The organism is Bacillus sp. LM 4-2, from assembly GCF_000978495.1.
In the GTDB taxonomy this organism is placed as follows: domain Bacteria; phylum Bacillota; class Bacilli; order Bacillales; family Bacillaceae; genus Bacillus; species Bacillus subtilis.
Genome location: NZ_CP011101.1, coordinates 3,191,627 through 3,217,213, shown reverse-complemented (window position 1 = coordinate 3,217,213; position 25,587 = coordinate 3,191,627). Strand labels below are relative to the sequence as shown.

General features: G+C 46.6%; 28 protein-coding genes. 23 read left to right on the top strand and 5 right to left on the bottom strand.

Annotation, left to right across the window (positions count from 1 at the left end; all coding sequences use genetic code 11):
• The first annotated feature begins 118 nt into the window (after positions 1 to 118).
• The 8 genes from bslm_RS21055 to glxB all read left to right on the top strand — a co-directional run bounded on the left by bslm_RS21055 (position 119) and on the right by glxB (position 6,679).
• Positions 119 to 256, top strand: a complete 138-nt coding sequence (locus tag bslm_RS21055) for a YuzK family famiily protein (RefSeq protein ID WP_003228600.1) — start codon at positions 119 to 121, stop codon at positions 254 to 256.
• Positions 257 to 449: 193 nt separating this feature from the next.
• Positions 450 to 1,235 (top strand): Fe-S cluster assembly ATPase SufC, encoded by a 786-nt coding sequence (gene sufC, locus bslm_RS16035; RefSeq protein ID WP_003151872.1) that lies wholly within the window; start codon positions 450 to 452, stop codon positions 1,233 to 1,235.
• Positions 1,236 to 1,252: 17 nt separating this feature from the next.
• A complete protein-coding gene (sufD, locus tag bslm_RS16030) occupies positions 1,253 to 2,566 on the top strand; it encodes a Fe-S cluster assembly protein SufD (RefSeq protein WP_003228602.1) in 1,314 nt (437 codons plus the stop codon).
• Positions 2,566 to 3,786 (top strand): cysteine desulfurase SufS, encoded by a 1,221-nt coding sequence (sufS, locus tag bslm_RS16025; protein WP_003228604.1) that lies wholly within the window; start codon positions 2,566 to 2,568, stop codon positions 3,784 to 3,786. Before sufD ends, sufS begins: the two co-directional genes overlap by 1 nt.
• Complete coding sequence (sufU, locus tag bslm_RS16020) at positions 3,776 to 4,219, top strand: Fe-S cluster assembly sulfur transfer protein SufU (protein WP_003222809.1); 444 nt, start codon at positions 3,776 to 3,778, stop codon at positions 4,217 to 4,219. The genes sufS and sufU overlap by 11 nt, the downstream gene beginning before the upstream one ends.
• A 20-nt stretch (positions 4,220 to 4,239) precedes the next feature.
• Complete coding sequence (gene sufB, locus bslm_RS16015; protein ID WP_003228608.1) at positions 4,240 to 5,637, top strand: Fe-S cluster assembly protein SufB; 1,398 nt, start codon at positions 4,240 to 4,242, stop codon at positions 5,635 to 5,637.
• Positions 5,638 to 5,906: 269 nt separating this feature from the next.
• Positions 5,907 to 6,185, top strand: coding sequence for an ArsR/SmtB family transcription factor (locus bslm_RS16010; protein WP_009968126.1), 279 nt, complete (start codon positions 5,907 to 5,909; stop codon positions 6,183 to 6,185).
• 110 nt (positions 6,186 to 6,295) lie between these two features.
• Positions 6,296 to 6,679, top strand: a complete 384-nt coding sequence (glxB, locus tag bslm_RS16005) for a methylglyoxalase (RefSeq protein WP_003243237.1) — start codon at positions 6,296 to 6,298, stop codon at positions 6,677 to 6,679.
• 63 nt (positions 6,680 to 6,742) lie between these two features.
• Here glxB and bslm_RS16000 read toward each other — a convergent pair whose 3' ends face one another.
• Both bslm_RS16000 and sspG read right to left on the bottom strand, forming a co-directional pair.
• Complete coding sequence (locus bslm_RS16000; protein WP_003243521.1) at positions 6,743 to 7,018, bottom strand: hypothetical protein; 276 nt, start codon at positions 7,016 to 7,018, stop codon at positions 6,743 to 6,745.
• Entirely contained in the window at positions 7,018 to 7,164 is a 147-nt protein-coding gene (gene sspG, locus bslm_RS15995; protein WP_003228613.1) for an acid-soluble spore protein SspG, read from the bottom strand. The genes bslm_RS16000 and sspG overlap by 1 nt, the downstream gene beginning before the upstream one ends.
• A gap of 158 nt (positions 7,165 to 7,322) precedes the next feature.
• Between sspG and bslm_RS15990 the strand changes: the two genes are divergently transcribed.
• The 7 genes from bslm_RS15990 (at position 7,323) to frlD (ending at position 14,179) form a co-directional block, all read left to right on the top strand.
• The gene (locus bslm_RS15990) at positions 7,323 to 8,441 is read left to right on the top strand and encodes an NAD(P)/FAD-dependent oxidoreductase (protein ID WP_003228615.1); all 1,119 of its coding nucleotides are present in this window, start codon (positions 7,323 to 7,325) and stop codon (positions 8,439 to 8,441) included.
• Between the two features lie 102 nt (positions 8,442 to 8,543).
• Positions 8,544 to 8,918 (top strand): nucleotide excision repair endonuclease, encoded by a 375-nt coding sequence (locus tag bslm_RS15985; RefSeq protein WP_003228617.1) that lies wholly within the window; start codon positions 8,544 to 8,546, stop codon positions 8,916 to 8,918.
• Between the two features lie 215 nt (positions 8,919 to 9,133).
• Positions 9,134 to 10,120: a fructosamine deglycase FrlB gene (gene frlB / locus bslm_RS15980; RefSeq protein ID WP_003243688.1), complete on the top strand. Its 987-nt coding sequence runs from the start codon at positions 9,134 to 9,136 to the stop codon at positions 10,118 to 10,120.
• 80 nt (positions 10,121 to 10,200) lie between these two features.
• Entirely contained in the window at positions 10,201 to 11,469 is a 1,269-nt protein-coding gene (locus bslm_RS15975) for an ABC transporter substrate-binding protein (RefSeq protein WP_003243455.1), read from the top strand.
• Between the two features lie 57 nt (positions 11,470 to 11,526).
• Positions 11,527 to 12,405, top strand: a complete 879-nt coding sequence (locus bslm_RS15970; protein WP_014477910.1) for a carbohydrate ABC transporter permease — start codon at positions 11,527 to 11,529, stop codon at positions 12,403 to 12,405.
• A 3-nt stretch (positions 12,406 to 12,408) separates the two neighbouring features.
• Positions 12,409 to 13,311: a carbohydrate ABC transporter permease gene (locus tag bslm_RS15965; protein ID WP_003228625.1), complete on the top strand. Its 903-nt coding sequence runs from the start codon at positions 12,409 to 12,411 to the stop codon at positions 13,309 to 13,311.
• A 13-nt stretch (positions 13,312 to 13,324) separates the two neighbouring features.
• A complete protein-coding gene (frlD, locus tag bslm_RS15960; RefSeq protein WP_003228626.1) occupies positions 13,325 to 14,179 on the top strand; it encodes a fructosamine kinase FrlD in 855 nt (284 codons plus the stop codon).
• A gap of 24 nt (positions 14,180 to 14,203) precedes the next feature.
• On the opposite strand, the gene frlR is transcribed toward frlD, so the two are convergent.
• Positions 14,204 to 14,932, bottom strand: a complete 729-nt coding sequence (gene frlR / locus bslm_RS15955) for a transcriptional regulator FrlR (RefSeq protein ID WP_003228628.1) — start codon at positions 14,930 to 14,932, stop codon at positions 14,204 to 14,206.
• 181 nt (positions 14,933 to 15,113) lie between these two features.
• Here frlR and bslm_RS15950 point away from each other — a divergent pair, with 181 nt between their 5' ends.
• On the top strand, positions 15,114 to 16,217 hold the full coding sequence (locus bslm_RS15950; protein WP_003228630.1) for an ABC transporter ATP-binding protein: 1,104 nt from the start codon (positions 15,114 to 15,116) through the stop codon (positions 16,215 to 16,217).
• A gap of 33 nt (positions 16,218 to 16,250) precedes the next feature.
• On the opposite strand, the gene bslm_RS15945 is transcribed toward bslm_RS15950, so the two are convergent.
• On the bottom strand, positions 16,251 to 17,117 hold the full coding sequence (locus tag bslm_RS15945; protein WP_009968119.1) for an endonuclease I family protein: 867 nt from the start codon (positions 17,115 to 17,117) through the stop codon (positions 16,251 to 16,253).
• A gap of 81 nt (positions 17,118 to 17,198) precedes the next feature.
• Positions 17,199 to 17,336 carry a hypothetical protein gene (locus bslm_RS21450; protein WP_003228634.1) on the bottom strand — a complete coding sequence of 46 codons (138 nt, stop codon included), beginning with the start codon at positions 17,334 to 17,336 and terminating at the stop codon, positions 17,199 to 17,201.
• Positions 17,337 to 17,558: 222 nt separating this feature from the next.
• Between bslm_RS21450 and allC the strand changes: the two genes are divergently transcribed.
• From allC to pucE, 7 genes are all read left to right on the top strand, one after another.
• Positions 17,559 to 18,797 (top strand): allantoate deiminase, encoded by a 1,239-nt coding sequence (gene allC / locus bslm_RS15940; protein WP_003228640.1) that lies wholly within the window; start codon positions 17,559 to 17,561, stop codon positions 18,795 to 18,797.
• Between the two features lie 16 nt (positions 18,798 to 18,813).
• Entirely contained in the window at positions 18,814 to 20,064 is a 1,251-nt protein-coding gene (pucG, locus tag bslm_RS15935; RefSeq protein ID WP_003244520.1) for a (S)-ureidoglycine--glyoxylate transaminase, read from the top strand.
• Positions 20,065 to 20,292: 228 nt separating this feature from the next.
• A complete protein-coding gene (locus tag bslm_RS15930) occupies positions 20,293 to 21,285 on the top strand; it encodes an XdhC family protein (protein ID WP_003243519.1) in 993 nt (330 codons plus the stop codon).
• Positions 21,282 to 21,899: a xanthine dehydrogenase accessory protein PucB gene (gene pucB, locus bslm_RS15925; protein ID WP_003228645.1), complete on the top strand. Its 618-nt coding sequence runs from the start codon at positions 21,282 to 21,284 to the stop codon at positions 21,897 to 21,899. The genes bslm_RS15930 and pucB overlap by 4 nt, the downstream gene beginning before the upstream one ends.
• The gene (gene pucC / locus bslm_RS15920; RefSeq protein ID WP_003228646.1) at positions 21,896 to 22,729 is read left to right on the top strand and encodes a xanthine dehydrogenase subunit C; all 834 of its coding nucleotides are present in this window, start codon (positions 21,896 to 21,898) and stop codon (positions 22,727 to 22,729) included. The genes pucB and pucC overlap by 4 nt, the downstream gene beginning before the upstream one ends.
• Complete coding sequence (gene pucD / locus bslm_RS15915) at positions 22,730 to 24,967, top strand: xanthine dehydrogenase subunit D (RefSeq protein ID WP_019712946.1); 2,238 nt, start codon at positions 22,730 to 22,732, stop codon at positions 24,965 to 24,967. It abuts the gene before it with no gap.
• The gene (pucE, locus tag bslm_RS15910; protein ID WP_003228648.1) at positions 24,958 to 25,479 is read left to right on the top strand and encodes a xanthine dehydrogenase subunit E; all 522 of its coding nucleotides are present in this window, start codon (positions 24,958 to 24,960) and stop codon (positions 25,477 to 25,479) included. The genes pucD and pucE overlap by 10 nt, the downstream gene beginning before the upstream one ends.
• The last annotated feature ends 108 nt before the right edge of the window (positions 25,480 to 25,587 follow it).

The window sequence follows — 25,587 nt, the reverse complement described above, 5'->3', positions numbered from 1 at the left end:
CCAAATCGTTTTTGCGGCATCCAACGCAGCACTGGTACAATAAAAAGCAAATATATGAAGGGATTGATTCATTATTTGCAGCAGCCAGGACAGACTGAACCTCGATTATACGTCAGAAATGGAAAAAGCGATGCAGCTGTCACACGGAATTGGATACGAGGAATATGGACGCCGGCTGGAAACAAGAATGAAAGTAGAGCGGCAGAGAGAGCTTGATTATGAAAAAAGCAAGCGGATTTCTGCGGGAGCTTATTGAGAAAATCAATCTTTTAAAAAAGGGTGGGAATCCACTCTTTTTCTTTTTCAATCGCTTTAATAAAGTGCTGATCTTTGTTAAACTTGAGGAATGTGCAAGGCACGATAAAAAGTTGTATTTACTTTTCATTTGTTATAAAATTAGAATGAGAATAAAATGAGAATAATGATTATATATTTTTGGAGGTATAGATATGGCTGCTTCAACATTAACGATCAAAGATCTTCACGTTGAAATCGAAGGGAAAGAGATCTTAAAGGGTGTAAACCTTGAAATAAAAGGTGGAGAATTCCACGCAGTAATGGGCCCGAACGGAACTGGTAAATCCACTTTATCAGCTGCTATTATGGGGCATCCTAAATATGAAGTAACAAAAGGCAGCATCACGCTTGACGGCAAAGATGTACTGGAGATGGAAGTGGACGAGCGTGCGCAGGCAGGCTTATTCCTTGCGATGCAGTACCCAAGTGAAATCAGCGGTGTGACAAATGCCGACTTCCTTCGCTCAGCAATCAACGCGCGCAGAGAAGAAGGCGATGAAATTTCTCTCATGAAATTCATCCGCAAAATGGACGAAAACATGGAGTTCCTTGAAATGGACCCTGAAATGGCTCAGCGCTATCTTAACGAAGGCTTCTCAGGCGGGGAGAAAAAACGCAACGAAATCCTTCAATTAATGATGATTGAACCGAAAATCGCCATCCTTGATGAAATTGACTCAGGTCTTGATATTGACGCTTTGAAAGTTGTATCAAAAGGGATCAACAAAATGCGCAGCGAAAACTTCGGCTGCTTGATGATCACTCACTATCAGCGCCTGTTAAACTACATCACTCCGGATGTTGTTCACGTTATGATGCAAGGCCGCGTTGTCAAATCCGGCGGTGCAGAGCTTGCACAGCGTCTTGAAGCAGAAGGTTATGACTGGATCAAACAAGAACTTGGCATTGAAGACGAAACTGTTGGCCAAGAAGCGTAAGCGTTAGGGGGATTAATATGACACTAGGTACAAAACTATCCGTAGATCAGGAGTATCTCAAAAGCTTTTCCGAAAAGCACCAAGAACCTGCCTGGCTGAAGAACCTGCGCTTACAGGCTCTTGAACAAGCTGAGGATCTGCCGATGCCGAAACCTGACAAAACAAAAATCACAAACTGGAACTTCACGAATTTCGCGAAGCATACAGTAGATAACGAACCGCTTTCTTCATTAGAAGATTTGACTGATGAAGTAAAAGCGCTGATCGACATTGAAAACGAAGATAAAACATTATACGTACAGCGTGACCAGACGCCGGCACATCTTTCTCTTTCTCAAGAATTGAAAGACAAAGGCGTCATCTTCACTGATATTCTGACTGCTGCACGCGAGCACAGCGACTTGGTGGAGAAATACTTTATGAAGGACGGCGTGAAGGTTGACGAACATAAGTTAACTGCACTTCACGCGGCTCTTGTTAACGGAGGAGCATTCCTTTATGTTCCGAAAAATGTTCAGGTGGAGACGCCGGTTCAGGCTGTTTATGTCCACGAAAGTAATGATACAGCTCTATTCAACCACGTGCTGATTGTGGCTGAAGACCACAGCTCTGTAACATATGTAGAAAACTACATCAGCACTGTAAACCCGAAAGACGCTGTCTTCAATATTATCAGTGAGGTCATCACAGGTGATAATGCCAGCGTGACATACGGTGCGGTGGATAATCTGTCAAGCGGTGTGACAACTTATGTGAACCGCCGCGGTGCTGCGCGCGGACGCGACAGCAAAATCGAGTGGGCTCTCGGCCTGATGAACGATGGCGACACGATTTCCGAAAACACAACAAACCTTTACGGTGACGGCACATACGGCGATACGAAAACGGTTGTTGTCGGAAGAGGAGAGCAAACAGAAAACTTCACAACACAAATCATCCATTTCGGTAAAGCTTCTGAAGGCTATATCTTGAAGCATGGTGTGATGAAGGATTCCGCTTCTTCTATCTTTAACGGAATCGGCAAAATCGAACATGGCGCTTCTAAAGCGAATGCGGAGCAAGAATCACGCGTGCTGATGCTCAGCGAAAAAGCACGCGGAGACGCAAACCCTATTCTTTTAATTGACGAAGACGATGTAACTGCAGGACATGCGGCATCTGTCGGCCGTGTGGACCCTATTCAGCTTTACTACCTGATGAGCCGCGGAATTCCGAAAGAAGAAGCAGAACGCTTAGTCATTTACGGATTCCTTGCACCGGTAGTAAATGAACTTCCGATTGAAGGCGTTAAGAAACAATTAGTTTCTGTTATCGAAAGGAAAGTGAAGTAATGAATATCACAGATATACGTGAACAGTTCCCGATCCTTCATCAGCAAGTGAACGGACATGATCTCGTTTATCTCGACAGCGCGGCGACTTCCCAGAAGCCGCGTGCTGTCATTGAAACACTGGATAAGTATTATAACCAATACAATTCCAATGTTCACCGGGGCGTCCATACACTTGGAACCAGAGCGACAGATGGTTATGAAGGAGCGCGTGAAAAAGTCCGCAAGTTTATTAACGCGAAGTCAATGGCTGAGATTATTTTCACAAAAGGCACGACCACATCACTGAATATGGTGGCGTTAAGCTATGCGCGCGCCAACCTGAAACCTGGTGATGAAGTGGTCATCACCTACATGGAGCATCATGCGAATATCATTCCGTGGCAGCAGGCTGTAAAAGCAACTGGCGCCACATTAAAATATATTCCGCTGCAGGAAGACGGAACGATTTCTTTAGAAGACGTCAGAGAAACGGTCACAAGCAACACAAAAATTGTTGCGGTGTCTCATGTATCTAATGTTCTCGGCACGGTCAACCCGATTAAAGAAATGGCGAAAATCGCTCATGACAATGGGGCTGTCATTGTGGTGGACGGTGCACAAAGCACGCCTCACATGAAAATTGACGTGCAGGATCTCGATTGCGACTTCTTTGCGCTTTCTTCCCATAAAATGTGCGGACCTACCGGTGTTGGTGTGCTGTACGGAAAGAAAGCCCTGCTGGAAAACATGGAGCCTGCCGAATTCGGCGGTGAAATGATCGACTTTGTCGGGCTTTATGAATCAACTTGGAAAGAGCTTCCGTGGAAATTCGAAGCGGGTACGCCGATTATTGCAGGAGCAATCGGCCTCGGTGCCGCCATTGATTTTCTCGAAGAAATCGGTCTTGATGAGATTTCCCGCCATGAGCACAAGCTTGCAGCTTATGCGCTTGAACGCTTCCGCCAGCTTGACGGCGTAACGGTTTACGGGCCGGAAGAGCGTGCCGGGCTTGTCACATTTAACCTTGATGATGTTCATCCGCACGATGTGGCGACTGTGCTTGATGCGGAGGGAATCGCAGTCAGAGCCGGCCACCATTGTGCGCAGCCGCTGATGAAATGGCTGGATGTAACTGCTACTGCAAGAGCAAGCTTTTATCTGTATAATACAGAGGAAGAGATTGATAAGCTTGTGGAAGCTCTTCAAAAGACAAAGGAGTATTTTACAAATGTCTTTTAATGCAAACTTAGATACATTGTACAGACAGGTGATTATGGATCATTACAAAAACCCGCGAAATAAAGGGGTTTTAAATGACAGCATTGTCGTGGATATGAACAATCCGACATGCGGCGACCGCATCAGACTGACAATGAAGCTTGACGGAGACATCGTGGAAGATGCGAAGTTTGAAGGGGAAGGCTGTTCCATTTCAATGGCATCCGCTTCGATGATGACTCAGGCGATTAAAGGGAAAGATATTGAAACTGCCCTTTCCATGTCTAAGATTTTCTCGGATATGATGCAAGGGAAAGAGTATGATGATTCTATAGATCTCGGGGATATTGAAGCCCTTCAAGGCGTTTCAAAATTCCCTGCCCGTATCAAATGTGCAACCCTGTCATGGAAAGCACTTGAAAAAGGAGTCGCGAAAGAAGAAGGCGGCAATTAAAAGGATTGGAGTGAAAATGGATGGCTAAAAAAATGCCTGATATTGGTGAATACAAGTATGGTTTTCACGACAAGGACGTTTCCATTTTCCGTTCAGAGCGCGGATTGACAAAAGAAATCGTAGAAGAAATTTCTCGCATGAAAGAAGAGCCTCAATGGATGCTTGACTTCCGCTTGAAATCACTTGAGCATTTCTACAATATGCCGATGCCTCAATGGGGCGGAGATTTAAACTCACTGAACTTTGACGAAATTACGTACTACGTAAAACCGTCTGAGCGTTCAGAGCGTTCTTGGGATGAAGTTCCTGAAGAAATTAAACAAACATTCGACAAGCTCGGTATTCCTGAAGCTGAACAAAAATACCTTGCGGGTGTTTCTGCTCAGTACGAATCTGAGGTTGTATACCACAACATGAAAGAAGATCTTGAAGCACAAGGCATCGTCTTTAAAGACACTGACAGCGCGCTGAAAGAGAATGAAGATATTTTCCGTGAGCACTGGGCAAAAGTAATCCCGCCGACTGATAACAAGTTTGCGGCGCTTAACTCAGCTGTTTGGTCCGGCGGTTCTTTCATCTACGTGCCTAAAGGCGTGAAGGTTGAAACACCGCTACAAGCTTACTTCCGTATCAACTCTGAGAACATGGGTCAGTTCGAACGTACACTGATCATTGTTGACGAAGAAGCAAGCGTTCATTATGTTGAAGGCTGTACTGCGCCTGTTTACACAACAAACTCACTTCACAGTGCGGTCGTTGAGATCATCGTGAAAAAAGGCGGCTACTGCCGTTATACAACGATCCAAAACTGGGCGAACAACGTTTACAACCTTGTAACAAAGCGTACAGTCTGTGAAGAAAACGCAACAATGGAATGGATCGACGGCAACATCGGTTCTAAGCTGACAATGAAATATCCGGCTTGTATCCTAAAAGGCGAAGGCGCGCGCGGTATGACGCTTTCTATCGCTCTTGCGGGTAAAGGCCAGCATCAGGATGCAGGTGCGAAAATGATTCACCTTGCACCAAACACATCATCTACAATCGTATCAAAATCGATTTCAAAACAGGGCGGAAAAGTAACGTACCGCGGAATCGTCCACTTCGGACGCAAAGCGGAAGGCGCCCGCTCTAACATCGAGTGTGATACGCTCATTATGGATAACAAATCAACTTCTGACACAATTCCTTACAATGAAATCTTAAATGATAACATTTCATTGGAGCACGAAGCGAAAGTGTCTAAAGTATCTGAAGAGCAGCTCTTCTACTTGATGAGCCGCGGTATTTCTGAAGAAGAAGCAACTGAAATGATCGTAATGGGCTTTATCGAGCCATTCACAAAAGAGCTTCCGATGGAATACGCAGTTGAAATGAACCGTTTGATTAAGTTCGAAATGGAAGGTTCTATCGGTTAATGATGAAAACTCCTTTGTTTATCAAGGGGTTTAGAGATAGTTATCAACTTTAAAATGGCCGGCGTGCCGAATTTGATTGTAGAAGACGAACTTTTGAAGTTCGTCTTCTTTTATTTTTCAGAGACATATCCACTGTTATTTTAATGGTTTTAATTCCTTATCGATTAGAATATTTCAGACCTGCGCCGGATAGGTTCAGTTTCTATATCACGCAACCATACAGTTGCTTATACTTGACATGCAACTAATGGGTTGCTTATACTCAATATATGAATGGGAACAAAGACGCTATATTCAAAGCACTCGGCGATTCGACTCGGCGGCTTATATTAGACGAATTATCTGAACGCAACGAGCTGACGTTGTATGAACTTACGATACGTCTTATTACAAAGTACGACCTTTCTATTACGCGACAGGCGATAGCTAAACACCTTTCTGTACTGGAGGATGCAGGACTCGTAACATCAAAACGAAAGGGAAAATATCGAGTACTTATATTCAACAACGAACCGCTTAAAAATTTGCTGAAAGGATGGATAGAATAATTTTATAAAATCAGAACAGGGCCTCTGATAAATGTGTGGGTTGTTTTGCTTGTAGCCAGATTGTTAGCATAGTACCATGCTTCATTCATATCGAAGGAGGGAAAAACAGTATGAAAATCGTTGTTACCAGTATATTTGTACAAGATCAAGACATGGCACTGGAGTTTTATACAGAAAAACTTGGGTTTATAAAAAAGGAAGACGTTCCCATGGGGAAATTCAGGTGGATAACGCTTGTTTCTCCAGATGATCAAGACGGAACCGAGCTTTTACTCGAACCGAATGAACATCCTGCCGCCAAGGAGTATCAAAAGAAGATATTCTCCGAAGGCCTCCCGGCCACAATGTTTGGCGTTGCAGATATTCAAAAAGAGTACAACCGATTAAAGGAAAAAGGCGTGACGTTTACGACGGAACCGACAAAAATGGGCGAAGTCACAATAGCTGTCTTCGACGATACATGCGGTAACCTTATTCAAATTGTACAGAAGTAACCGATTCAGTCGCGTCCTTTTTGTATGCAGAAGAAAAACCGCTGGCCGAGGGGCCGCGGTTTTTTACTCTTCTTCTGTCTCTTGATTGATAATTTGCTTTACAGATGATCTGCTGTTATTTTCTCTGTTCATCTCTCGCAATTGAGTATAAGCCATATCGAATTCCTCTTTTGTCATCTGCTTTGCGGCTAATGCAGAGCATAATATAGCAAAAGCAATTGGCATTGTATCAATGTGAATGTCGATATGGACCTCTGAGTTGCCGCTGTTTTTGATAACAGATTCAGTAGTGGGTATCTCTTGAGTATGTCTGTTAAGAGGAATGATGTTTTCGTTCATTAGTCTTCTCCGTCTTGTGACTGCGCCTGTGCCTGATCCTGATCTGTGTTCACGCTGACCACGACTTTTGCATTACCGCTGTTTTGGACTTTTGCCACTGCCGCATCGCGTCTGTTTTCTTCATTTTCATGACGATTTTCGCTCATGGTATCATCCTTTCTCTATTGATAGTGACAGGATATTCGATAGGAGAGTAAAGAGATTGGACGAACTTCGCGGTTTTTCCACATTAGGGCAAAAGGTCGAAGGAAAGCATTTGATTTGGTAAAATGAATAGACATTATAATAGAAAAGGTGTTTGCATATGAAATCGTACATCATCGTCGGCGCAGGGATTCTGGGCGCGTCGACGGCTTATCATCTCGCAAAAACAGGCGCTCGCGTTACTGTCATTGATCGGAAAGAGCCGGGACAAGCGACTGATGCGGCGGCGGGGATCGTCTGTCCTTGGCTCTCGCAGCGCCGTAATCAGGATTGGTACCAGCTTGCTAAGGGGGGAGCGCGGTACTATAAGGATTTAATCCATCAATTGGAAAAAGACGGTGAATCGGATACAGGATACAAACGTGTCGGTGCCATCAGCATTCATACTGACGCGTCTAAACTCGATAAAATGGAGGAAAGGGCGTATAAGAGACGGGAGGATGCGCCGGAAATCGGCGACATTACCCGCTTGTCTGCAAGTGAAACGAAAAAGCTGTTTCCGATTTTAGCTGACGGCTATGAATCGGTTCATATCAGCGGTGCCGCCCGTGTGAACGGAAGAGCGCTGTGCCGGTCGCTTTTAAGCGCTGCAGAGAAACGCGGCGCAACGGTCATCAAAGGAAATGCGTCCTTGCTTTTTGAAAACGGAACAGTCACCGGCGTGCAAACAGATACAAAGCAGTTTGCGGCTGACGCGGTCATTGTGACGGCGGGAGCATGGGCCAATGAGATATTGAAGCCTCTTGGCATTCATTTTCAAGTGTCATTTCAAAAAGCGCAGATTATGCATTTTGAAATGACAGATGCAGATACAGGATCGTGGCCGGTTGTAATGCCGCCGAGTGATCAGTACATTCTGTCGTTTGATAACGGCAGAATTGTAGCCGGCGCCACACACGAAAACGATGCCGGTCTTGATGATCTTCGTGTGACAGCCGGAGGCCAGCACGAAGTATTGAGCAAAGCGTTAGCCGTTGCACCGGGTCTTGCTGATGCGGCTGCTGTTGAAACAAGAGTGGGCTTCAGGCCGTTTACACCGGGATTTCTGCCGGTCGTAGGGGCCGTGCCGAATGTTCAAGGCCTGTACGCTGCAAACGGTTTGGGTGCTTCTGGACTGACGATGGGGCCGTTTTTGGGTGCAGAGCTCGCAAAGCTAGTTCTCGGAAAGCAGACAGAATTAGACCTTAGTCCTTATGATCCAGCCGGAGCACTTGCATAATAAGTAAGAGCATGACAAACAAATATAATAAAGCTGTTCTAGCTTTTCTTTTCTGTATGTGTTAGCATTTATCTTTAATGAAAAAGAGGACGTGAACTGATTTTGATAAAAATTGATATACCCGCACCGAATGTCACCATCACTGAACGACAGCAGTCAGCTAATGATAACGAGCCGAAGATAAAACCGATTCACGGATTCATCGACTTTCACCAGATCCCAAGGGACAAAGGCGGCATTTTTATGTTTTACAACATTCATGACGAGCTGCTGTTTGTCGGTAAAGCCAGAAAGTTAAGACAGAGAATTAAGAAGCATTTCGAAGACACTGTTTCACCGATCAAACATCACAGAGATGAAGTTTATAAAATTGAGGTATGTGTAGTTGATGATCCAATGGAAAGAGAGATTTACGAAACATATATCATCAATACACAGCACTCGAAGTACAATATAGACAAGGTATTTTTTAAATAAGACGTCAGTCTGCGGATTGAACAGCGAAGCCAGAGCTTAAGTCAAGTTCTGGCTTTTGATTTGGGCATTTTTTCGCATATAGACCCTTTGTCTGTCATCCGAATAAATTATTGAGAAATTTCAGAAAATAATATTGACAATCCTACCCGCGGACTTTAATATAACAATATATAATGTTATATAACGTTATATAATAAAAACGAGGAGTGAAGGATTTGAGTCAGGCCACAGCAAAAGTAAATCGTGAGGTTCAAGCTTTCTTGCAGGATTTGAAAGGGAAAACCATTGATCATGTATTCTTTGTCGCATGCGGAGGGTCTTCTGCCATTATGTATCCGAGTAAGTATGTGTTTGACAGAGAGTCAAAATCAATAAACTCCGATCTCTACAGCGCCAACGAATTTATTCAGCGCAACCCTGTTCAGCTTGGTGAAAAGTCTCTTGTTATTTTGTGCTCGCATTCGGGAAATACCCCGGAGACAGTCAAAGCTGCTGCGTTTGCAAGGGGCAAGGGCGCACTTACGATTGCGATGACGTTTAAACCGGAGTCTCCTTTAGCGCAGGAAGCGCAATATGTTGCCCAGTACGATTGGGGTGATGAGGCGCTTGCGATCAATACAAACTATGGCGTTTTGTATCAAATCGTTTTTGGAACCCTGCAAGTATTAGAAAACAATACGAAATTTGAGCAAGCAATTGAAGGCTTAGATCAATTGCAGGCTGTATATGAAAAAGCCCTTAAGCAGGAAGCTGACAACGCCAAGCAATTTGCAAAAGCCCATGAAAAAGAAAGCATTATTTATACCATGGCAAGCGGTGCAAACTACGGTGTCGCTTACTCCTACAGCATCTGCATTCTCATGGAAATGCAATGGATTCATTCCCACGCCATTCATGCCGGAGAATATTTTCACGGACCGTTTGAAATTATTGATGAATCCGTGCCGTTTATCATCCTGCTCGGTTTAGATGAAACAAGACCTCTTGAAGAGCGGGCGCTTACCTTCTCGAAAAAGTATGGCAAAAAGCTCACTGTGCTTGATGCTGCATCTTACGACTTCACTGCAATTGACGATTCAGTTAAAGGCTATCTTGCTCCGCTCGTTCTCAATCGTGTGCTGAGAAGCTATGCAGACGAGCTGGCAGAGGAGAGAAATCATCCTTTATCTCATAGAAGATACATGTGGAAAGTTGAGTATTGATCTGAAAATGAAGAACCATTATGCATTAGACTATAATGTTATATAACATTATAGTCTAATGTCCAGAGGAGGCCAACCCTTTGAAGAAAATGTTGTTGTTCTTGATCATTGCAGCTGTCAGTATGCTCACCATCGCAGGCTGTTCGAGCCAAAGCAGTTCAGCGGACGGAAAGGTGACATTGAAATTTTTCCACAGATGGCCAAAGGAGCCGGAAAAAAGTTATTTTGAAGAGGTTGTTAAGGAATTTGAAAAAGATCACCCAGATATCGACATTCAAATTGAAGCCGTTTTAAATGACTCCTATAAAGATAAAATTAAGGTCATGCTGGGAACCACCAGCCCTCCTGACATTTACTTCTCTTGGAGCGATGAGTTTGCTTTTAAATTTATCAGAGGCAATAAAGCACTTGATCTCTCGTCCTACTACAAAAATGACACCGATTGGTCATCACAGCTCGTTCAATCGCAAATTACACCATTTACTTATGAAAACAAGCAATATGGCGTACCGTGGCAAATGGACGCTAAATCATTCTTCTATAATAAAGACATTTTCCAAAAGCTGAATCTTGATCCCCCGAAGACGTGGGATGAATTAATCGATGTGTCAAAAAAGCTGAAAGAACATGGCTACACACCGATCAGCTTTGGAACAAAGGCGACTTGGACAATCTCGCACTATATCGGCACGCTTAATCAGCGGATGGTCGATGAAAAAACACGGGAAAAGGACTATAACGCCAAAACGGGTGAATTTACTGATGAAGGCTACGTAAAAGCACTTGAAAAGCTTCAAGAGCTGATGCCTTACTTTAATAAACATGTAAACTCCGTCGACCACGAATATGTGAGACAGCAATTTAAGAGCGGAAAGTCGGCGATGATATATGCGGAAACAGCGGAAATCAAGCTGGTTGAACCGGTTAATCTCGGGATGTTCCCATTTCCTGAAATCAGCGGGCAGAAAGGATCTTCAGAAGCGTTAACGGGAGCGCCGGAAGGATTCATGATCTCCTCAAGAACAAAACATCCGAAGGAAGCGATGGAATTTTTGCAGTTCTTGACGTCGAAAAGAATGGGCGAAAAGCTCGTGAAAGATGTCGGGAAATACAGTGCAGTGCAAGGTACGGCTACTGAAGAAAATGCAACAGCCATTCAGCGTGAAGCCGTTCAGCATATTGTTGATGCCAAATCAATGGTTCCATGGTTTGATATGGATGTCGATGTTGAAGTCGCAGATGCGTACCTAACGGGCGTCCAGCAAATGCTTGGCGGCGACATGACACCGCAGCAGGTGATGAAAGCCGTTCAAAAGGCAGCAAAGCAGGTGAGGGCGTCAGCTGAATAAATCAAAGAAAAGGTGAAGCTTCGCACCTTTTCTTTTTATAAAGGAGATGAGATACCCTTGGTCAATCAGAATAAAATAATCCCCTATTTGTTTTTGGTGCCCGCTCTCGTTTTTTTACTTTTCGTTTATATCCCGATTTTTGAGAATGTATTCCTCAGCCTGTTTCAGTGGAGCTCATTTTCTCCGGAAAAAACGTTTATCGGCTTAAAAAACTATGTTGAATTATTTCATGATCCTGTCTTCTATCAGGCACTTACCAATAATGTGCTTTATGCAGTGATCTCAATTGTATGCCAGGTATTTGGCGGTTTGATTTTGGCGGCGGTGCTTGAGGATAAGCTGGTCAGAAAATGGTCGCCGTTTTTTCGTACCGTTTTCTTTTTGCCGGTTGTCATCTCAATGACGGTGATCGCGCTTTTGTTTGATTTTATTTACAATCCGGAGACAGGGCTGTTGAATCAGCTGCTTCAGGCCATCGGTCTTGATCAGCTGACGAGGGCCTGGCTCGGGGATGACAGCACAGCTATGCTTTCTGTCATTTTTGTGTCCCAGTGGCAATCTGTCGGTTATATTGCGATGCTGTACATCGTGTCGATTCAAAAAATACCGGATGAACTGTATGAAGCGGCCCGGCTTGACGGCGCGGGTAAAATTCAGCAGTTTTTTCATATTACTGTTCCCCAGACGAAAGAGATGTCTTTTGTTGCAGTGGTCATGACGCTGACCGGGGCCTTTACGGTCTTTAATGAGCCGTACATTTTGACAGGCGGCGGGCCGGGAAACGCGTCAGAAGTCTTGAGCACGTTTTTATATAAAAGCGCCTTTACAAAGGATATGATGGGCTACGCCTCAGCGATTGCCACTGTCGTGTTAATCATTACGCTTGCATTATCGCTCATGCAAATGAAGTTCTTTAAAACCGGAAAGGAGGAGTAACTGATGCTGCCTCAGAAGAAGACAGATTCGTTCAGATTGGAGCCTGTGCCTGACCAGCACATTGAGGTTAAAGATAAGCCTAGACGAAAATGGTATATCGGAGAAACGTCTGTGTGGGTTTTTCTGTTTCTTTATCTGATTGCGATTGCCTATCCGCTTCTCTGGATGGTGATGAGCGCCTTTAAAAACTCTGACGATATTTTTGAGCACAGCTGGTCGCTGCCGTCTTCGTGGCATCCGGAAAATTTTGTTTCCGCCTGGAATCAGGGGATTTCTTCTTATTTTATGAACAGTGTCATCGTTACGGCGCTGACGTGTGTGATCACTGTCTTTATCAGTGCATGGGCAGCGTATGGCCTTTCCCGGTTTGAGTTTAAAGGAAAAGGATTCTTTTTGGTGCTATGTCTTGGCGGATTGATGCTGACGCCGCAGGTCAGTCTTGTGCCGCTTTATTCTATTATTCAGTCGCTGGGCCTGTACAATACGTATTGGGCGTTAATCTTGCCGTATGCGGCTTATCGGATCCCATTCACCATCATTTTGATCCGCTCTTATTTTCTTTCTATTTCAAAAGAATTGGAGGAGGCGGCCTATTTGGATGGGTGTACAAGTTTTGGGGTATTTTTCAGAATTTTCTTACCAATGAGCGTGCCGATTTTGGTGACATCCGGCATTTTGACGGCTTACCATACATGGAATGAGTTTATGTTTGCGATTATTTTCATAGATGATGAGAATTTACGGACCATTCCAGCCGGGCTGATGCAGTTCAGAGACGCGCTGCAGACAGACTGGGGCGTCCTGCTGGCGGGGTTAACGATTTCAGCCGCGCCGATTATTATTCTATTTTTATTGATGCAGAAATATTTTGTCCGCGGGATTGCAAGCGGCAGTGTAAAAGGATAAAGGAGGAAGCGCTATGAAATTGATTGCGGTTGGAGATAATGTTGTAGATTACTACCAGGATCAAGAAACATTTTACCCGGGAGGAAATGCCTTAAACGTTGCTGTGCTTGCCAAGCGGCTCGGGCATGAGTCTTCCTATATCGGAATCGTCGGCAATGACGAAGCCGCGGCGCATCTGTTGAACGTTCTCAAGCTGGAGCAGGTCAATGCAGATTATATCCGCCAGGCGCACGGAGAAAACGGGATGGCGATTGTCACCCTTGATGAACAGGGGGACCGCATTTTTGTCAGATCAAATAAAGGCGGCATTCAGTCCCGGCTTCGCCTCGCGTTTCAGGAGAAAGATGTATCTTTTATCAGCGGGCATGATCTGCTGCATACGAGCGTGTACAGCAGGCTTGAGAACGATCTTCCGCAGCTGTGCGGGCTGGTCCCGGTCTCATTTGATTTTTCAACCAATCGGGAGGATGATTATTTGAGGAGGGTCTGTCCTTATGTGACGTATGCGTTTTTTTCAGGAAGCGATTTGAGTGAGTCGGAATGCGGTGAGCTTGCCAAAACAGCTCATGGGTACGGAGCCAAAATGGTTTGTATGACCCGAGGGGGCCAAGGAGCAATCCTGTCTGCGGGTGATCGAGTCTATCATCAGCCGATTGTGGAAGCTGATATAATAGATACACTTGGAGCGGGAGATTCTTTTATAGCAGGCTTTTTGACTGCCTTTTGCGTGAAGCAGGATATAACGTATGCTTTGCGCCAGGCTGCTGAAACGGCTGCGAAAACTTGCGGTGTGTACGGAGCTTTCGGCTATGGCTATCCTTATCGCTTGGAGGACGGGGGAAGCAGTGAAAAAACGAGAATACTATAAGCAGTGTCTCGTTTTTTATGCCTGTTATGTGTAGGGGCTGTTGATGGTAAAAGTGACACGGTTTGTGTGCATCAAAAACAATGAGCAATAGATTGGCTGGTCGTTTGATGTAAAAGCCGTTTTATCAATTTCAAACAGCGCATCCCCGATATCACAATCCAGGTATTTGCTTTCCTCCTGTTGGGCATATACAACGTTTAATAGCTTCGTATTGTGCGTGGGTACAACTTTGTATTGCTGTTTCAAAATATCATGCATGGAGACGCCGTCAGCAATAAAGGTATCAATGCCGGGAAACAAATCAAGCGGATAATGCGTCACTTCAAAGGTGAGAGGCTGATCATCATTATATAAAATCCGTTTTAATTCAACCACAGGGCTCTCGGGTTGGATTTGAAGCTTTTCGGCGATGGGTTTTGACGCTGGAATGATGTCATGGGACAGCACATGATGCTTCGGTTTTTTGCCGGTTGATTCCATAAATTCCGAGTAGCCGTTTACAGCGATCAGCTCTCGTTTTAATTTAGGGCTTTTAACGAACGTTCCCTTTCCCTGCTGCCTGATCAGATAGCCTTCTTCGACTAAATCGAGAATGGCTTTCCTGACGGTGATGCGGCTGACGTTATACTTGGTGCAAAGCTCGTTTTCGGTAGGCAGCTTGGCAGTTGGGGAATACACGCCCTTTTTGATGTCATCAGTGATGATTTGTTTTAGCTGAATGTATAAAGGTGTAGAACTTCCGTTGTTTAACAAAGGGTAGCCTCCTTTTAACCTATTATTTATATTATAATGTATTATGACGTTATAATACAAATTTACATTTTTTATTTTAGAAATATAGCAAAAATGGGAATCGATTACTCTAAAAATAACAGAAAGACCAAGTTGTTTCCAGTGACGAAATAACGGGTCAAAAGATAGGGGGACTTTTCTGATGGCTTCATTAACATTTGAACACGTCAAAAAATCATATCACTCACAATTAACCGTGAAGGACTTTGATTTAGATGTAAAGGATAAGGAGCTTTTGGTGCTGGTGGGGCCGTCAGGATGCGGAAAATCAACAACGCTGCGGATGGTGGCTGGATTAGAAAGCATTTCTGAAGGAAATCTTCTTATTGATGGGGAGCGGGTCAATGATCTTCCGCCGAAAGAACGTGATATTGCGATGGTATTCCAAAACTATGCGCTTTATCCGCATATGACGGTTTTTGATAATATGGCGTTTGGATTAAAGCTCAGAAAGATGGCGAAACAGGAAATTGCCGAGCGGGTTCATGCGGCAGCCAGAATTTTAGAAATTGAACATTTGCTGAAGAGAAAACCGAAGGCGCTCTCCGGCGGGCAGCGGCAAAGGGTGGCGCTTGGCAGGTCGATTGTGAGGGAGCCGAAGGTCTTTTTAATGGACGAGCCGCTTTCTAATCTGGATGCAAAACTAAGAGTGACGATGCGGACAGAAATCAGCAAGCTGCACCAGCGATTAGAGGCAACGATCATTTATGTCACGCATGACCAGACCGAAGCAATGACAATGGGAGATCGGATTGTCGTCATGAATGAAGGGGAAATTCAGCAAGTGGCGAAACCTCATGACATTTATCATTACCCGGCCAATTTGTTTGTCGCAGGCTTCATTGGCTCTCCCGGAATGAACTTTTTGAAAGGCATCATAGAACAGCAGCATGGCGAGCTGTTTTTCACAAATTCTTCGATCCGGCTTCATATTCCTGAAGAAAAAGCAAAGCGGCTGAAGGAAAAGGGATATGCCGGAGAACAGATGATTGCCGGTGTACGGCCGGAGCACATCACACAAATGACAGGAAATGACCAGTTGTTTGATTCAGTGTTTCAAGCGAACGTGGAAGTGAATGAAAATCTGGGCTCGGAGCTCATAGTGCATGTCATGGCTGGGGACGAGCGGCTCAAGGTCCGCCTGGACGGAAACACGCGAATCGATGCAGGCGATTCAATCCAGCTCTCAGTGAAAATGGACCACGTCGTCTTTTTCGATGCGGAAACGGAAGAGGCTGTGTATTAGAAAAAGGTGCTCCTCAAAAGGAGCACCTTTTTCTTACGGCCAAATCTCATCCGCCCATTCAGGGTGGTCGATAAATGGATTGCGGTTGTGCTGATATTTTTCATAAATGATTTCATTTCTTTTCCGCTCGCGGTCGTCAACCGGATCCTGCTTATTCCATTCGAGCAGGACAGATTGTTTGCCATGATAAGGAGCTGAGCCGTTGCCTGTCTTATCATTAAGCTCAAGATCAGGATAGCCGTCATCACCCTCGTAACGGACAGCCATGTAAAACAGCATGCGGGCAACATCGCCTTTCACATCATCGCGGGGCTCCCATGAATCGCCGTCATAATAATTTCCGGGTGCCTTCGCATATTCAGTGCCGCCATTGTCAAAATCCATATTTCCTCTGGCGCTGTTAACTTGAACATCAGCCGGGCGCAAATGATGAATATCAGTACCAGGTCCCTTGCTCGTACCAAAATCGCCATGGGATTTCGCCCAGACATGCTCGCGGTTCCAATCGCCGACATTGCCGCCGTTCAGGTTTTTGGAACGCGATTCATTCGTATAGAGCAGGATGACGTTATTCGGATTTCTTGGGTCTTCATCCGTTTCTTTCAGCGCGTTCCACACTTCGCTGTAGGACAGCATCGTGTGTCCGCTGATAATACGGTGCAGGGTGCTTTTTAGCGAGTCTCCTGTTTTACCTTCAGCCCCTTCATAATAGGTATCTGTGTCAGCATAGGGTGCAGCGGGGGCGGCTAATGAGAGAAGGCTTCCCGTTCCTGAAGGGGAAGACGCCAATCGGTCATTAAGGCTTAATGTGGTTTGCGCGCTTGCTGAAGCTGCTGGCGCAAGCCATCCGGAAATCAGTAATACACAGACGAGCGGCAGAAACCATGCTTTTTTTGTCATCACTTGCCCTCCTTTTATCAGATCATATCTATTATCTAAAATTGAAATAAAGGATAGAAGTGTCATTTTGTATATTTTTCATTAAAATTGTAAATTAGTCCCTTTGGAGGAGGCGGAAATCTCCTGTTTCCATATCTTTAGGTCCTGTTTTTGCGGGCTGCCGGCATTTCTGTTTTCATCCGTTCCGCGAACATCGCCTCTCCAGCTTAGCTTGTTCATATGAAAGGCATTTTGACCCTCTCTTTCGCTCTTGCTGGCTCTCTTCCTTACCGTGTTTTCTTTTGACCTTTACATCAAAATAGTTGTGACATGTAGGGTGTATCTGGTTGCTGGATGGATACTGTGGCTAAAAAATAAACGTTTTTTTGGTTAATCTGTCAATGAACTATCATGTTGCTCCTTCTATAATGAAGTCACCATAGCGGCCAGAGGGGGGAGTACATGGAAAAGCAGAAGCTTTCAGTAAAAAACAGCATCACAGATTATATTGAATGGCTCGCCCAATACGGTGCGTCTGCGGATGGCGGCGTAACGAGGCTTTTATACACAAAAGAGTGGATGGACGCACAGCTTGCTGTGAAAACGGAAATGTCTTCTTTCGGGCTTGAAACAAGATTCGACGATGTCGGCAATGTGTTTGGAAGGCTTTCGGGCACCCAGTCTCCGGATGAAGTCATTGTAACCGGTTCACATATCGATACTGTCATCAATGGAGGAAAATACGACGGCGCCTATGGCGTTCTGGCGGCAATGCTCGCGTTAAAGCAGCTCAAGGAAACATACGGAGCGCCAAAAAAAACGCTCGAGGCGGTCTCCTTATGTGAGGAGGAAGGCAGCCGTTTTCCAATGACCTATTGGGGGTCGGGGAATATGACGGGTGTTTTTTCAGAACAAGATGCAAAAGAGCCAAGAGACGAGTCGGGAGTCTCCCTCCAAACAGCGATGCATGAGAGCGGTTTTGGCAAAGGTGTGTTTCAGTCAGCATATAGGACAGATATCAGCGCGTTTGTTGAGCTGCATATTGAACAGGGGAAGACGTTGGAAATGTCAGGCCGGGATCTCGGCATCGTGACAAGTATTGCGGGGCAGAGACGATATCTCGTCACGCTCGAAGGAGAATGCAATCACGCAGGAACCACCTCCATGAAATGGCGCAAGGACCCGCTCGCAGCCAGCAGCCGTATCATTCATGAGCTGCTGCTGCGGTCGGATGAGCTGCCGGATGAGCTCCGTCTGACATGCGGAAAAATAACGGCAGAGCCCAATGTAGCCAATGTCATACCGGGCCGCGTCCAGTTTTCAATCGATATTCGCCATCAGCATCAGCATGTGCTGGAACAGTTTCATCAAGACATGGTTGCTTTGATCAACGGCATTTGCCTACAAAAAGGAATTCGCGCTGTGATTGATGAATATATGCGGATAGAGCCTGTGCCGATGGACGAAAGGCTGAAGGCTGCGGCTTTTGAAACAGCATTAGAAAACGGCTTCAGCTGTGAGGAAATGGTGAGCGGAGCAGGGCATGACGCGCAAATGATCGGAAGGCGCTATCCTGCTTGTATGCTGTTTGTGCCGAGCCGAGGCGGCGTCAGCCACTCACCGAAGGAATATACGTCAGCCAGACAGCTTGAGATCGGCGTCCGCGCACTGACTGATTTATTATACAAACTGGCTTACTGATAAAGGAGGAATGGCTGTGTCAGGCAGAAGAGAATTATGCACCCCGTTAAGAACGATTATGACACCGGGGCCTGTTGAGGTTGATCCGCGTGTATTAAGAGTAATGAGCACCCCGGTTGTCGGCCAATTTGATCCGGCGTTTACAGGTATTATGAATGAAACGATGGAGATGCTTCGGGAGCTGTTCCAAACAAAAAACCGCTGGGCATACCCGATTGACGGCACTTCACGGGCGGGAATTGAAGCAGTGCTGGCTAGTGTGATAGAGCCGGAAGATGATGTGCTCATTCCCATTTACGGCCGTTTCGGTTATTTGCTGACTGAAATCGCCGAGCGATATGGGGCAAATGTTCATATGCTGGAGTGCGAATGGGGAACGGTTTTTGACCCGGAGGACATCATACGGGAGATAAAAAAAGTGAAGCCGAAAATTGTGGCCATGGTGCATGGAGAAACATCGACAGGACGGATTCACCCGCTGAAAGCCATCGGCGAAGCCTGCCGCACCGAGGATGCATTGTTTATCGTCGATGCAGTCGCAACGATTGGGGGCTGCGAGGTTAAAGTCGATGAATGGAAGATTGACGCTGCCATCGGCGGAACGCAAAAATGTTTGTCTGTGCCTTCAGGAATGGCGCCGATTACATATAATGAGCGGGTGGCGGACGTGATTGCAGCTCGCAAAAAGGTGGAACGCGGGATTGCGACACAAGCTGACAGGGCAGCACTTTCGGGAAATCGGCCAATTACAAGCAACTACTTTGATTTGAGCCAGCTTGAGGATTATTGGAGCGAAAGACGGCTCAATCATCATACAGAAGCGACGACGATGCTGTACGCCTTACGTGAGGGAGTCAGACTGGTGCTTGAAGAAGGTCTTGAGACGCGTTTCGAGCGGCATCGGCACCATGAAGCCGCATTAGCAGCAGGGATAAAGGCAATGGGGCTAAGATTGTTTGGAGATGACAGCTGCAAAATGCCTGTTGTCACCTGTGTCGAAATTCCCGGCGGCATTGACGGCGAGTCTGTCCGTGACATGCTGCTGGCACAATTCGGCATTGAAATCGCCAGCTCATTCGGCCCGCTTGCAGGGAAGATCTGGAGGATCGGCACGATGGGGTACAGCTGCAGAAAAGAAAACGTGCTATTCGTGCTTGCCGGGTTAGAGGCTGTGCTTCTCAGACATAACGCAGGAATCGAAGCAGGAAAAGCGCTCCAAGCAGCGCTGGATGTGTATGAAAACGCTGGCCGCCAGGCAGCGGTGTAAAGAAAAGCTTGCGGAACTCCGCAAGCTTTTTAACGATATGATTTCGTGTTTTCTCCAATCTGATTTTCTTCGTTTGACTCTTTTTACAAATCCTCTTTCTATGTGTTTCATTTTCTGACAAATCATGAGTCATTTTTTCTTCCATCGTCTATTCTTTATACAAGTTACCTATAAAATCACGCTGAACTAGTTGTTTCTCACGGCAATTTTCGAGAGGAGGATGCGGCATTGGGGAATTTTCACACGATGTTAGATGCGCTCCTGGAAGACCAGGAGGAGGCTGTACTGGCGACAATTGTTCAAGTTGAAGGCTCCGCGTATCGAAAAGCAGGCGCCTCTATGCTCTTTAAGAAAAAAGGCAGACGGATTGGCTTGCTGAGCGGCGGGTGTGTGGAAGAAGATGTATTCCAAAGAATCAGTGCGCTGGGCGATCAGCTCACATCAACGCTGATTCCCTACGACATGCGGTCGGAGGACGATCTTTCTTGGGGCATGGGAGCCGGGTGCAATGGCATTATTCATGTTCATGCAGAGCGAATCACTCAGGAAAAAAGGCGGCACTATGAGAAAGTGAGGGACTGCCTTCATTCAGGCAAAGCTGTCACTTCCGTTATAAAGATTGAATCCTCCCATTATTTATTTCTGACGGAGAACGGACATTTTGGGAACTGGCCGGACGCGCCTCTGCAAGATATTCAACGTACTGTTTCAACGCTTCATTTACCGCATTTCGATCAAACCACTAACATGTTTATTCAGCGAATTGAACCGAAGCCGCGTCTCATTCTGTTTGGGGCGGGACCGGATAATGTACCGCTGGCCAATTTGGCGGCTGACACAGGGTTTTCTGTTATCGTGACGGATTGGCGGCCCGCTTATTGTACATCCTCTCTTTTTCCAAAAGCGGATCAGCTGATCACCGCTTTTCCGGAACAAATGCTTAGCGAATTTCAATTTTTTCCGCATGATGCAGCTGTTGTGGCAACCCATCATTATCAGCACGATCAAACGATCATCAACTTCTTATTTTCTCAAAACCTCCATTATATTGGACTGTTGGGTTCGGCAAACCGCACGAAACGGCTGCTGAGCGGAAAACATCCTCCGTCTCACTTTTACAGTCCGGTCGGGCTGAAAATCGGTGCGGAAGGTCCCGAGGAAATTGCGGTAAGTGTAGTTGCAGAAATCATTCAAACAAGAAAACGGGTGGCGGTTGTATGAGAAGCCCCTATCTGATCGGCGTGTTTCTCGCTGCCGGCAAAAGCAGAAGAATGGGACAAAACAAGCTGGCTTTGCCGCTAAAAGGAGAAAACATAGGCTCACTTTCCTTGAAAACTGCTCTGTCGTCCCGCCTTGATCACGTGCTGGTCGTCGAGCGGACAGAACATGCCTCCCTTGAGTGGATAGGAGCGCCGTATCACGCTCCGCCTTTTCAAAAACGCTGGAGCCTGCACGTTTGCCAAGACGCAGAAAAGGGTCAGGGGCATTCAGTCAGCAGCGGGGTGAGAAAAGCAGAAAGCATGGGGGCGGACGGCATTGTCATTTTGTTAGCCGACCAGCCTCAGCTTTCCGTCGATCATCTCAATGCCCTTGTGGCTCTGGCTCCTGAGTCATTTGCCGTGTCATCGTTTTTAGGGGCGTTCACCCCGCCAATCTACTTCTCGTCGACATGTTTTCCTTATGTAAAGGGATTAAAGGGAGATGAAGGGGCTCGCAGGCTCCTGAAAAGCGGACAGCTTGGAGCAGGAGCGGTTTTGGAGGCAAAGGATAGCGGTGAGTTGGACGATATTGATACACCCGAGGAATATGACATGGTAAGGAGGGCGATGTCTTGAACGGCCAAGTGACAAAAGCAAGGATGAATATTCAATTATGGAGACCGGCAGCGCTTGATGAGGCCTATTCGCTTTTAGAGAAGCTTGCTCCGGATGTGTGTGCCGCATCGGGAAGCACGCTCCTTCAGCTTCAGTGGGACAAAGGAACTCTACCGAAACAGCACCTTGTCAGCCTTGAAGGGATTGACGAAATGCGAGGGATCAGCACCAGTGACACCCACGTGTCGATCGGGGGGCTCACATCACTGAATGAATGCAGAAAGAACCCTTTGATTAAGAGAGCGCTTAGCTGTTTCAGTGACGCTGCTTCCGCTGTCGCTGCACCGGGGATTCGCAGCCGTGCCACGATTGGCGGCAACATAGCGAGTAAAATCGGTGATTTCATTCCGCTTCTGCTTGTGCTTGGTGCTGAGCTTATCGTATATCAAAAGGAGCTAATCAGGCTGCCGCTTGGCGCTTGGCTCAGTGAGGAAGACTTTAGAACGGCTATCGTCACGCGTGTCATCATCCCGCGGGCGGAGGGAGAGCGTGTATTTTATCACAAGCTTGGAAGGCGCCAGGCTTTTACCGGAGCGGCTGCTGTTGCAGCTGGACGTTTTTTGAAAGACGGCAGCATTCGCCTCGCCGCTGGCCATGCCGATATCACTCCTAGGAGATTATTGGACAGCGAAGCGAAATGGATGGCACCAGGGTGGGACCCGCATGAGCTGTACAAAACACTTATCCATGAGCTGCCGTTTTCCTCAGATGTTTTTATGTCAGCGGCATACAGAAAAAAAGCCGCTGCCAACGTCATCATGGCAGAGCTGATGGCTGAGGGAGGGGAATAAATGATCATCAACAAACCGTCAAGAGTCAGGCCGGATGGAAGGGGTAAGGTCACAGGGGAATTGAAATATATGACCGATCTCAGCTTTCCAGGAATGCTGTATGGCAAGGTGCTGAGAAGTGCTTATCCTCATGCAGAGATTGTGTCGGTTTGCACCATAAAAGCTGAGAAAATGGAAGGCGTGCAGGCCGTCGTCACACATAAAGACGTTCCCGGCTTAAACCGATTTGGCATTGTCATCCCTGATCAGCCGGTTTTATGTGAGGACAGGGTGCGGTATGTCGGGGATGCGATCGCCGCAGTTGCTGCGGAAACGGAAGAAATCGCGGAAGCGGCGCTGGAGCTGATTCAAGTTGAGTATAAAGAGCTGGAAGTCATGGATTCACCAGAAAAAGCGCTTCGGCCGAATGCGCAAAGACTGCATGAGGACGGGAATATCCTGCACCGCGCATTTTTTTCAAACGGTGATGTGGAAGAAGGGTTTCAAGCATCTGACACAGTCTTTGAAGAAACCTATGAGCTGCCGCGGCAGATGCATACGTATATGGAAACGGAGGGAGGTGTAGCCGTTCCGGAAGACGACGGGGGTTTTACGATGTATGCAGGAACCCAGCACGGCTATAAAGACCGTTTCCAGCTTGCCCGTATTTTTGATATTCCTGAAGAGAAGATCAGAATTGTGTCAAGTCCGATGGGCGGCTCGTTCGGAGGGAAGGATGAGCTGAATATTCAGCCGTATGCTGCGCTTTTGGCCCTGAAAAGCGGACGCCCTGTCAAAATTCATCAGACACGAAAGGAATCTGTACGTTCTGGCATTAAGCGCCATCCGATGAAGATTACGATAAAAACGGGTGCAGATCATTCGGGAAATCTATTGGCGCACGACGTGAAAATTGTGGCGGACACAGGCGCTTACGCTACGCTCGGACCGGCTGTTCTTGATTTTTCTGTCGAGCATGCCGCGGGGCCGTACCGTATTCCGAATATCCGGACTGAAGGAATATCAGTATTTACGAACAACGGGGTGGCGGGGGAATTTCGGGGCTTTGGCGGCAACCAAATCACATTTGCACTCGAAACCCATCTCGATCGTCTCAGCGGCATGCTTGGCATCGACCCGCTCGAGCTGAGAAGAAAAAATATCAGAAAACCGCATGACTTGGGGCCGCTTGAGCATCGAATTGCACCAACTGACGGAGCGGCACAGGTGTTGAATGCCATATCTAAATCTCCCATTCTTAAAAAAACAAGCCGGAACTGCGGGTATCTGCAAAGAGGCACGGGAGCGGCAATTACAATGCACGGCGGCGGGCTGGGGTTTGGCCGAATGGATGCGGCAGGAGGCCGTTTGTCTCTTTCGAGTGAAGGCAAAATCACTGCTTCGTTTGGATTTGAAGAATGCGGACAGGGGATTCTAGCAGCGATTGAACAGATTGTCATGGAGGAGCTGGGTTGTGCCGCAGAGGATATTTCCATTGTTATTGGGGATACCGCAAAAGTGCCGAAGTCAGGCTCCTCCACAGCATCCCGCGGCACAAGCATGGTGTGGCACGCGATCCAGCGTTTGAAGAAGCCGTTTCTATCTCAGTTGAAAAAACGGGCGGCAGAATGGAGCGGCTGTTCAGCGGAAAACCTTATTCCCGGCGCTGCAGGCTTGCGTGACAAAAACACAAAGGCGCTCGTAGTTACGTATAAGGAGCTGGCTGAAAAAGGCCCTTTGGCAGAGGAAACGGCCTTTGACTTTCCAACAACGCCTGACCCTGTGGTGGGCGGCCATTTCCTCTACTCATTTGGAGCGGCTGCCGTTGAGGTGGAGGTAGATCTGTTAACAGGCGAAGTCAAATTGATAGATTGTGAGCACGCTATTGCGGCAGGTCCGGTTGTCAGTCCGCAGGGATATCGAGGTCAAATTGAAGGCGGCGCTGCCATGGCACTCGGCTATACGCTGATGGAGGAAGCGAAAATGACGGACGGCCGTTATGCCGCAGAAAATCTAGATCACTATTTGATCCCTGGAGTCAAAGACGTTCCTGACATGAAGGTGATCGCAATAGAAGAACTAATGAAGGGTGATGCATATGGACCGCGCGGTGTTGGCGAAATTGGAACAATCGCCATCACTCCGGCGATTGTAAAGGCAGTACATGATGCGGTCGGATGCTGGATAAACAAGCTGCCAATTTCAAGAGAAGAGCTGCTTGAAGCGATCGACAGAAAGGGGCTGAAGCAATGGACGTAAAAGAGGCCGGGCCATTTCCTGTAAAAAAGGAACAGTTCCGGATGACCGTGAATGGGCAGGAGTGGGAGGTTGCTGCCGTTCCTACGACACATCTGAGTGACTTGCTTAGAAAGGAATTTCAGCTGACCGGGACAAAGGTGTCCTGTGGAATCGGCCGCTGCGGAGCCTGCTCTATTTTAATCGACGGAAAACTGGCCAATGCGTGTATGACCATGGCTTATCAAGTGGACGGCCACTCCATTACAACAATCGAGGGCGTACAAAAAGAGGAACTGGATATCTGCCAAACCGCTTTTCTGGAAGAAGGAGGCTTCCAATGCGGCTACTGTACCCCAGGAATGATAATTGCGCTTAAAGCACTGTTTCGGGAAACCCCTCAACCTTCTGACAAAGATATAGAAGAAGGGCTGGCGGGGAACTTGTGCCGGTGTACCGGGTATGGCGGGATTATGCGGTCAGCTTGCAGGATTAGAAGAGAGTTGAACGGGGGTAGTCTGGAGTCCGGCTTTTAAGAGCCGGACTTTTTTAGCCTCAGTCAGACAGCGCGATCAAGTCGCAGAAGCGTTGTGGGAAAACACACGATAAATCTCGTAGAACTTGACAGCTTCTGGATTAGAAAA

Bases quoted from the DNA above. Each gene is read 5' to 3' on its own strand.
- sufB (WP_003228608.1), top strand. From the start codon at position 4,240: ATGGCTAAAAAAATGCCTGATATTGGTGAATACAAGTATGGTTTTCAC.
- allC (WP_003228640.1), top strand. From the start codon at position 17,559: ATGGAAAAGCAGAAGCTTTCAGTAAAAAACAGCATCACAGATTATATT.
- bslm_RS15990 (WP_003228615.1), top strand. From the start codon at position 7,323: ATGAAATCGTACATCATCGTCGGCGCAGGGATTCTGGGCGCGTCGACG.
- glxB (WP_003243237.1), top strand. From the start codon at position 6,296: ATGAAAATCGTTGTTACCAGTATATTTGTACAAGATCAAGACATGGCA.
- bslm_RS15965 (WP_003228625.1), top strand. From the start codon at position 12,409: ATGCTGCCTCAGAAGAAGACAGATTCGTTCAGATTGGAGCCTGTGCCT.
- frlD (WP_003228626.1), top strand. From the start codon at position 13,325: ATGAAATTGATTGCGGTTGGAGATAATGTTGTAGATTACTACCAGGAT.
- bslm_RS15945 (WP_009968119.1), bottom strand. From the start codon at position 17,117: ATGACAAAAAAAGCATGGTTTCTGCCGCTCGTCTGTGTATTACTGATT.
- sufU (WP_003222809.1), top strand. From the start codon at position 3,776: ATGTCTTTTAATGCAAACTTAGATACATTGTACAGACAGGTGATTATG.
- pucD (WP_019712946.1), top strand. From the start codon at position 22,730: ATGATCATCAACAAACCGTCAAGAGTCAGGCCGGATGGAAGGGGTAAG.
- bslm_RS15950 (WP_003228630.1), top strand. From the start codon at position 15,114: ATGGCTTCATTAACATTTGAACACGTCAAAAAATCATATCACTCACAA.
- sspG (WP_003228613.1), bottom strand. From the start codon at position 7,164: ATGAGCGAAAATCGTCATGAAAATGAAGAAAACAGACGCGATGCGGCA.
- sufD (WP_003228602.1), top strand. From the start codon at position 1,253: ATGACACTAGGTACAAAACTATCCGTAGATCAGGAGTATCTCAAAAGC.
- bslm_RS21055 (WP_003228600.1), top strand. From the start codon at position 119: ATGGAAAAAGCGATGCAGCTGTCACACGGAATTGGATACGAGGAATAT.
- sufC (WP_003151872.1), top strand. From the start codon at position 450: ATGGCTGCTTCAACATTAACGATCAAAGATCTTCACGTTGAAATCGAA.
- pucE (WP_003228648.1), top strand. From the start codon at position 24,958: ATGGACGTAAAAGAGGCCGGGCCATTTCCTGTAAAAAAGGAACAGTTC.
- sufS (WP_003228604.1), top strand. From the start codon at position 2,566: ATGAATATCACAGATATACGTGAACAGTTCCCGATCCTTCATCAGCAA.
- bslm_RS16010 (WP_009968126.1), top strand. From the start codon at position 5,907: ATGAATGGGAACAAAGACGCTATATTCAAAGCACTCGGCGATTCGACT.
- pucB (WP_003228645.1), top strand. From the start codon at position 21,282: ATGAGAAGCCCCTATCTGATCGGCGTGTTTCTCGCTGCCGGCAAAAGC.
- bslm_RS21450 (WP_003228634.1), bottom strand. From the start codon at position 17,336: ATGAACAAGCTAAGCTGGAGAGGCGATGTTCGCGGAACGGATGAAAAC.
- bslm_RS16000 (WP_003243521.1), bottom strand. From the start codon at position 7,018: ATGAACGAAAACATCATTCCTCTTAACAGACATACTCAAGAGATACCC.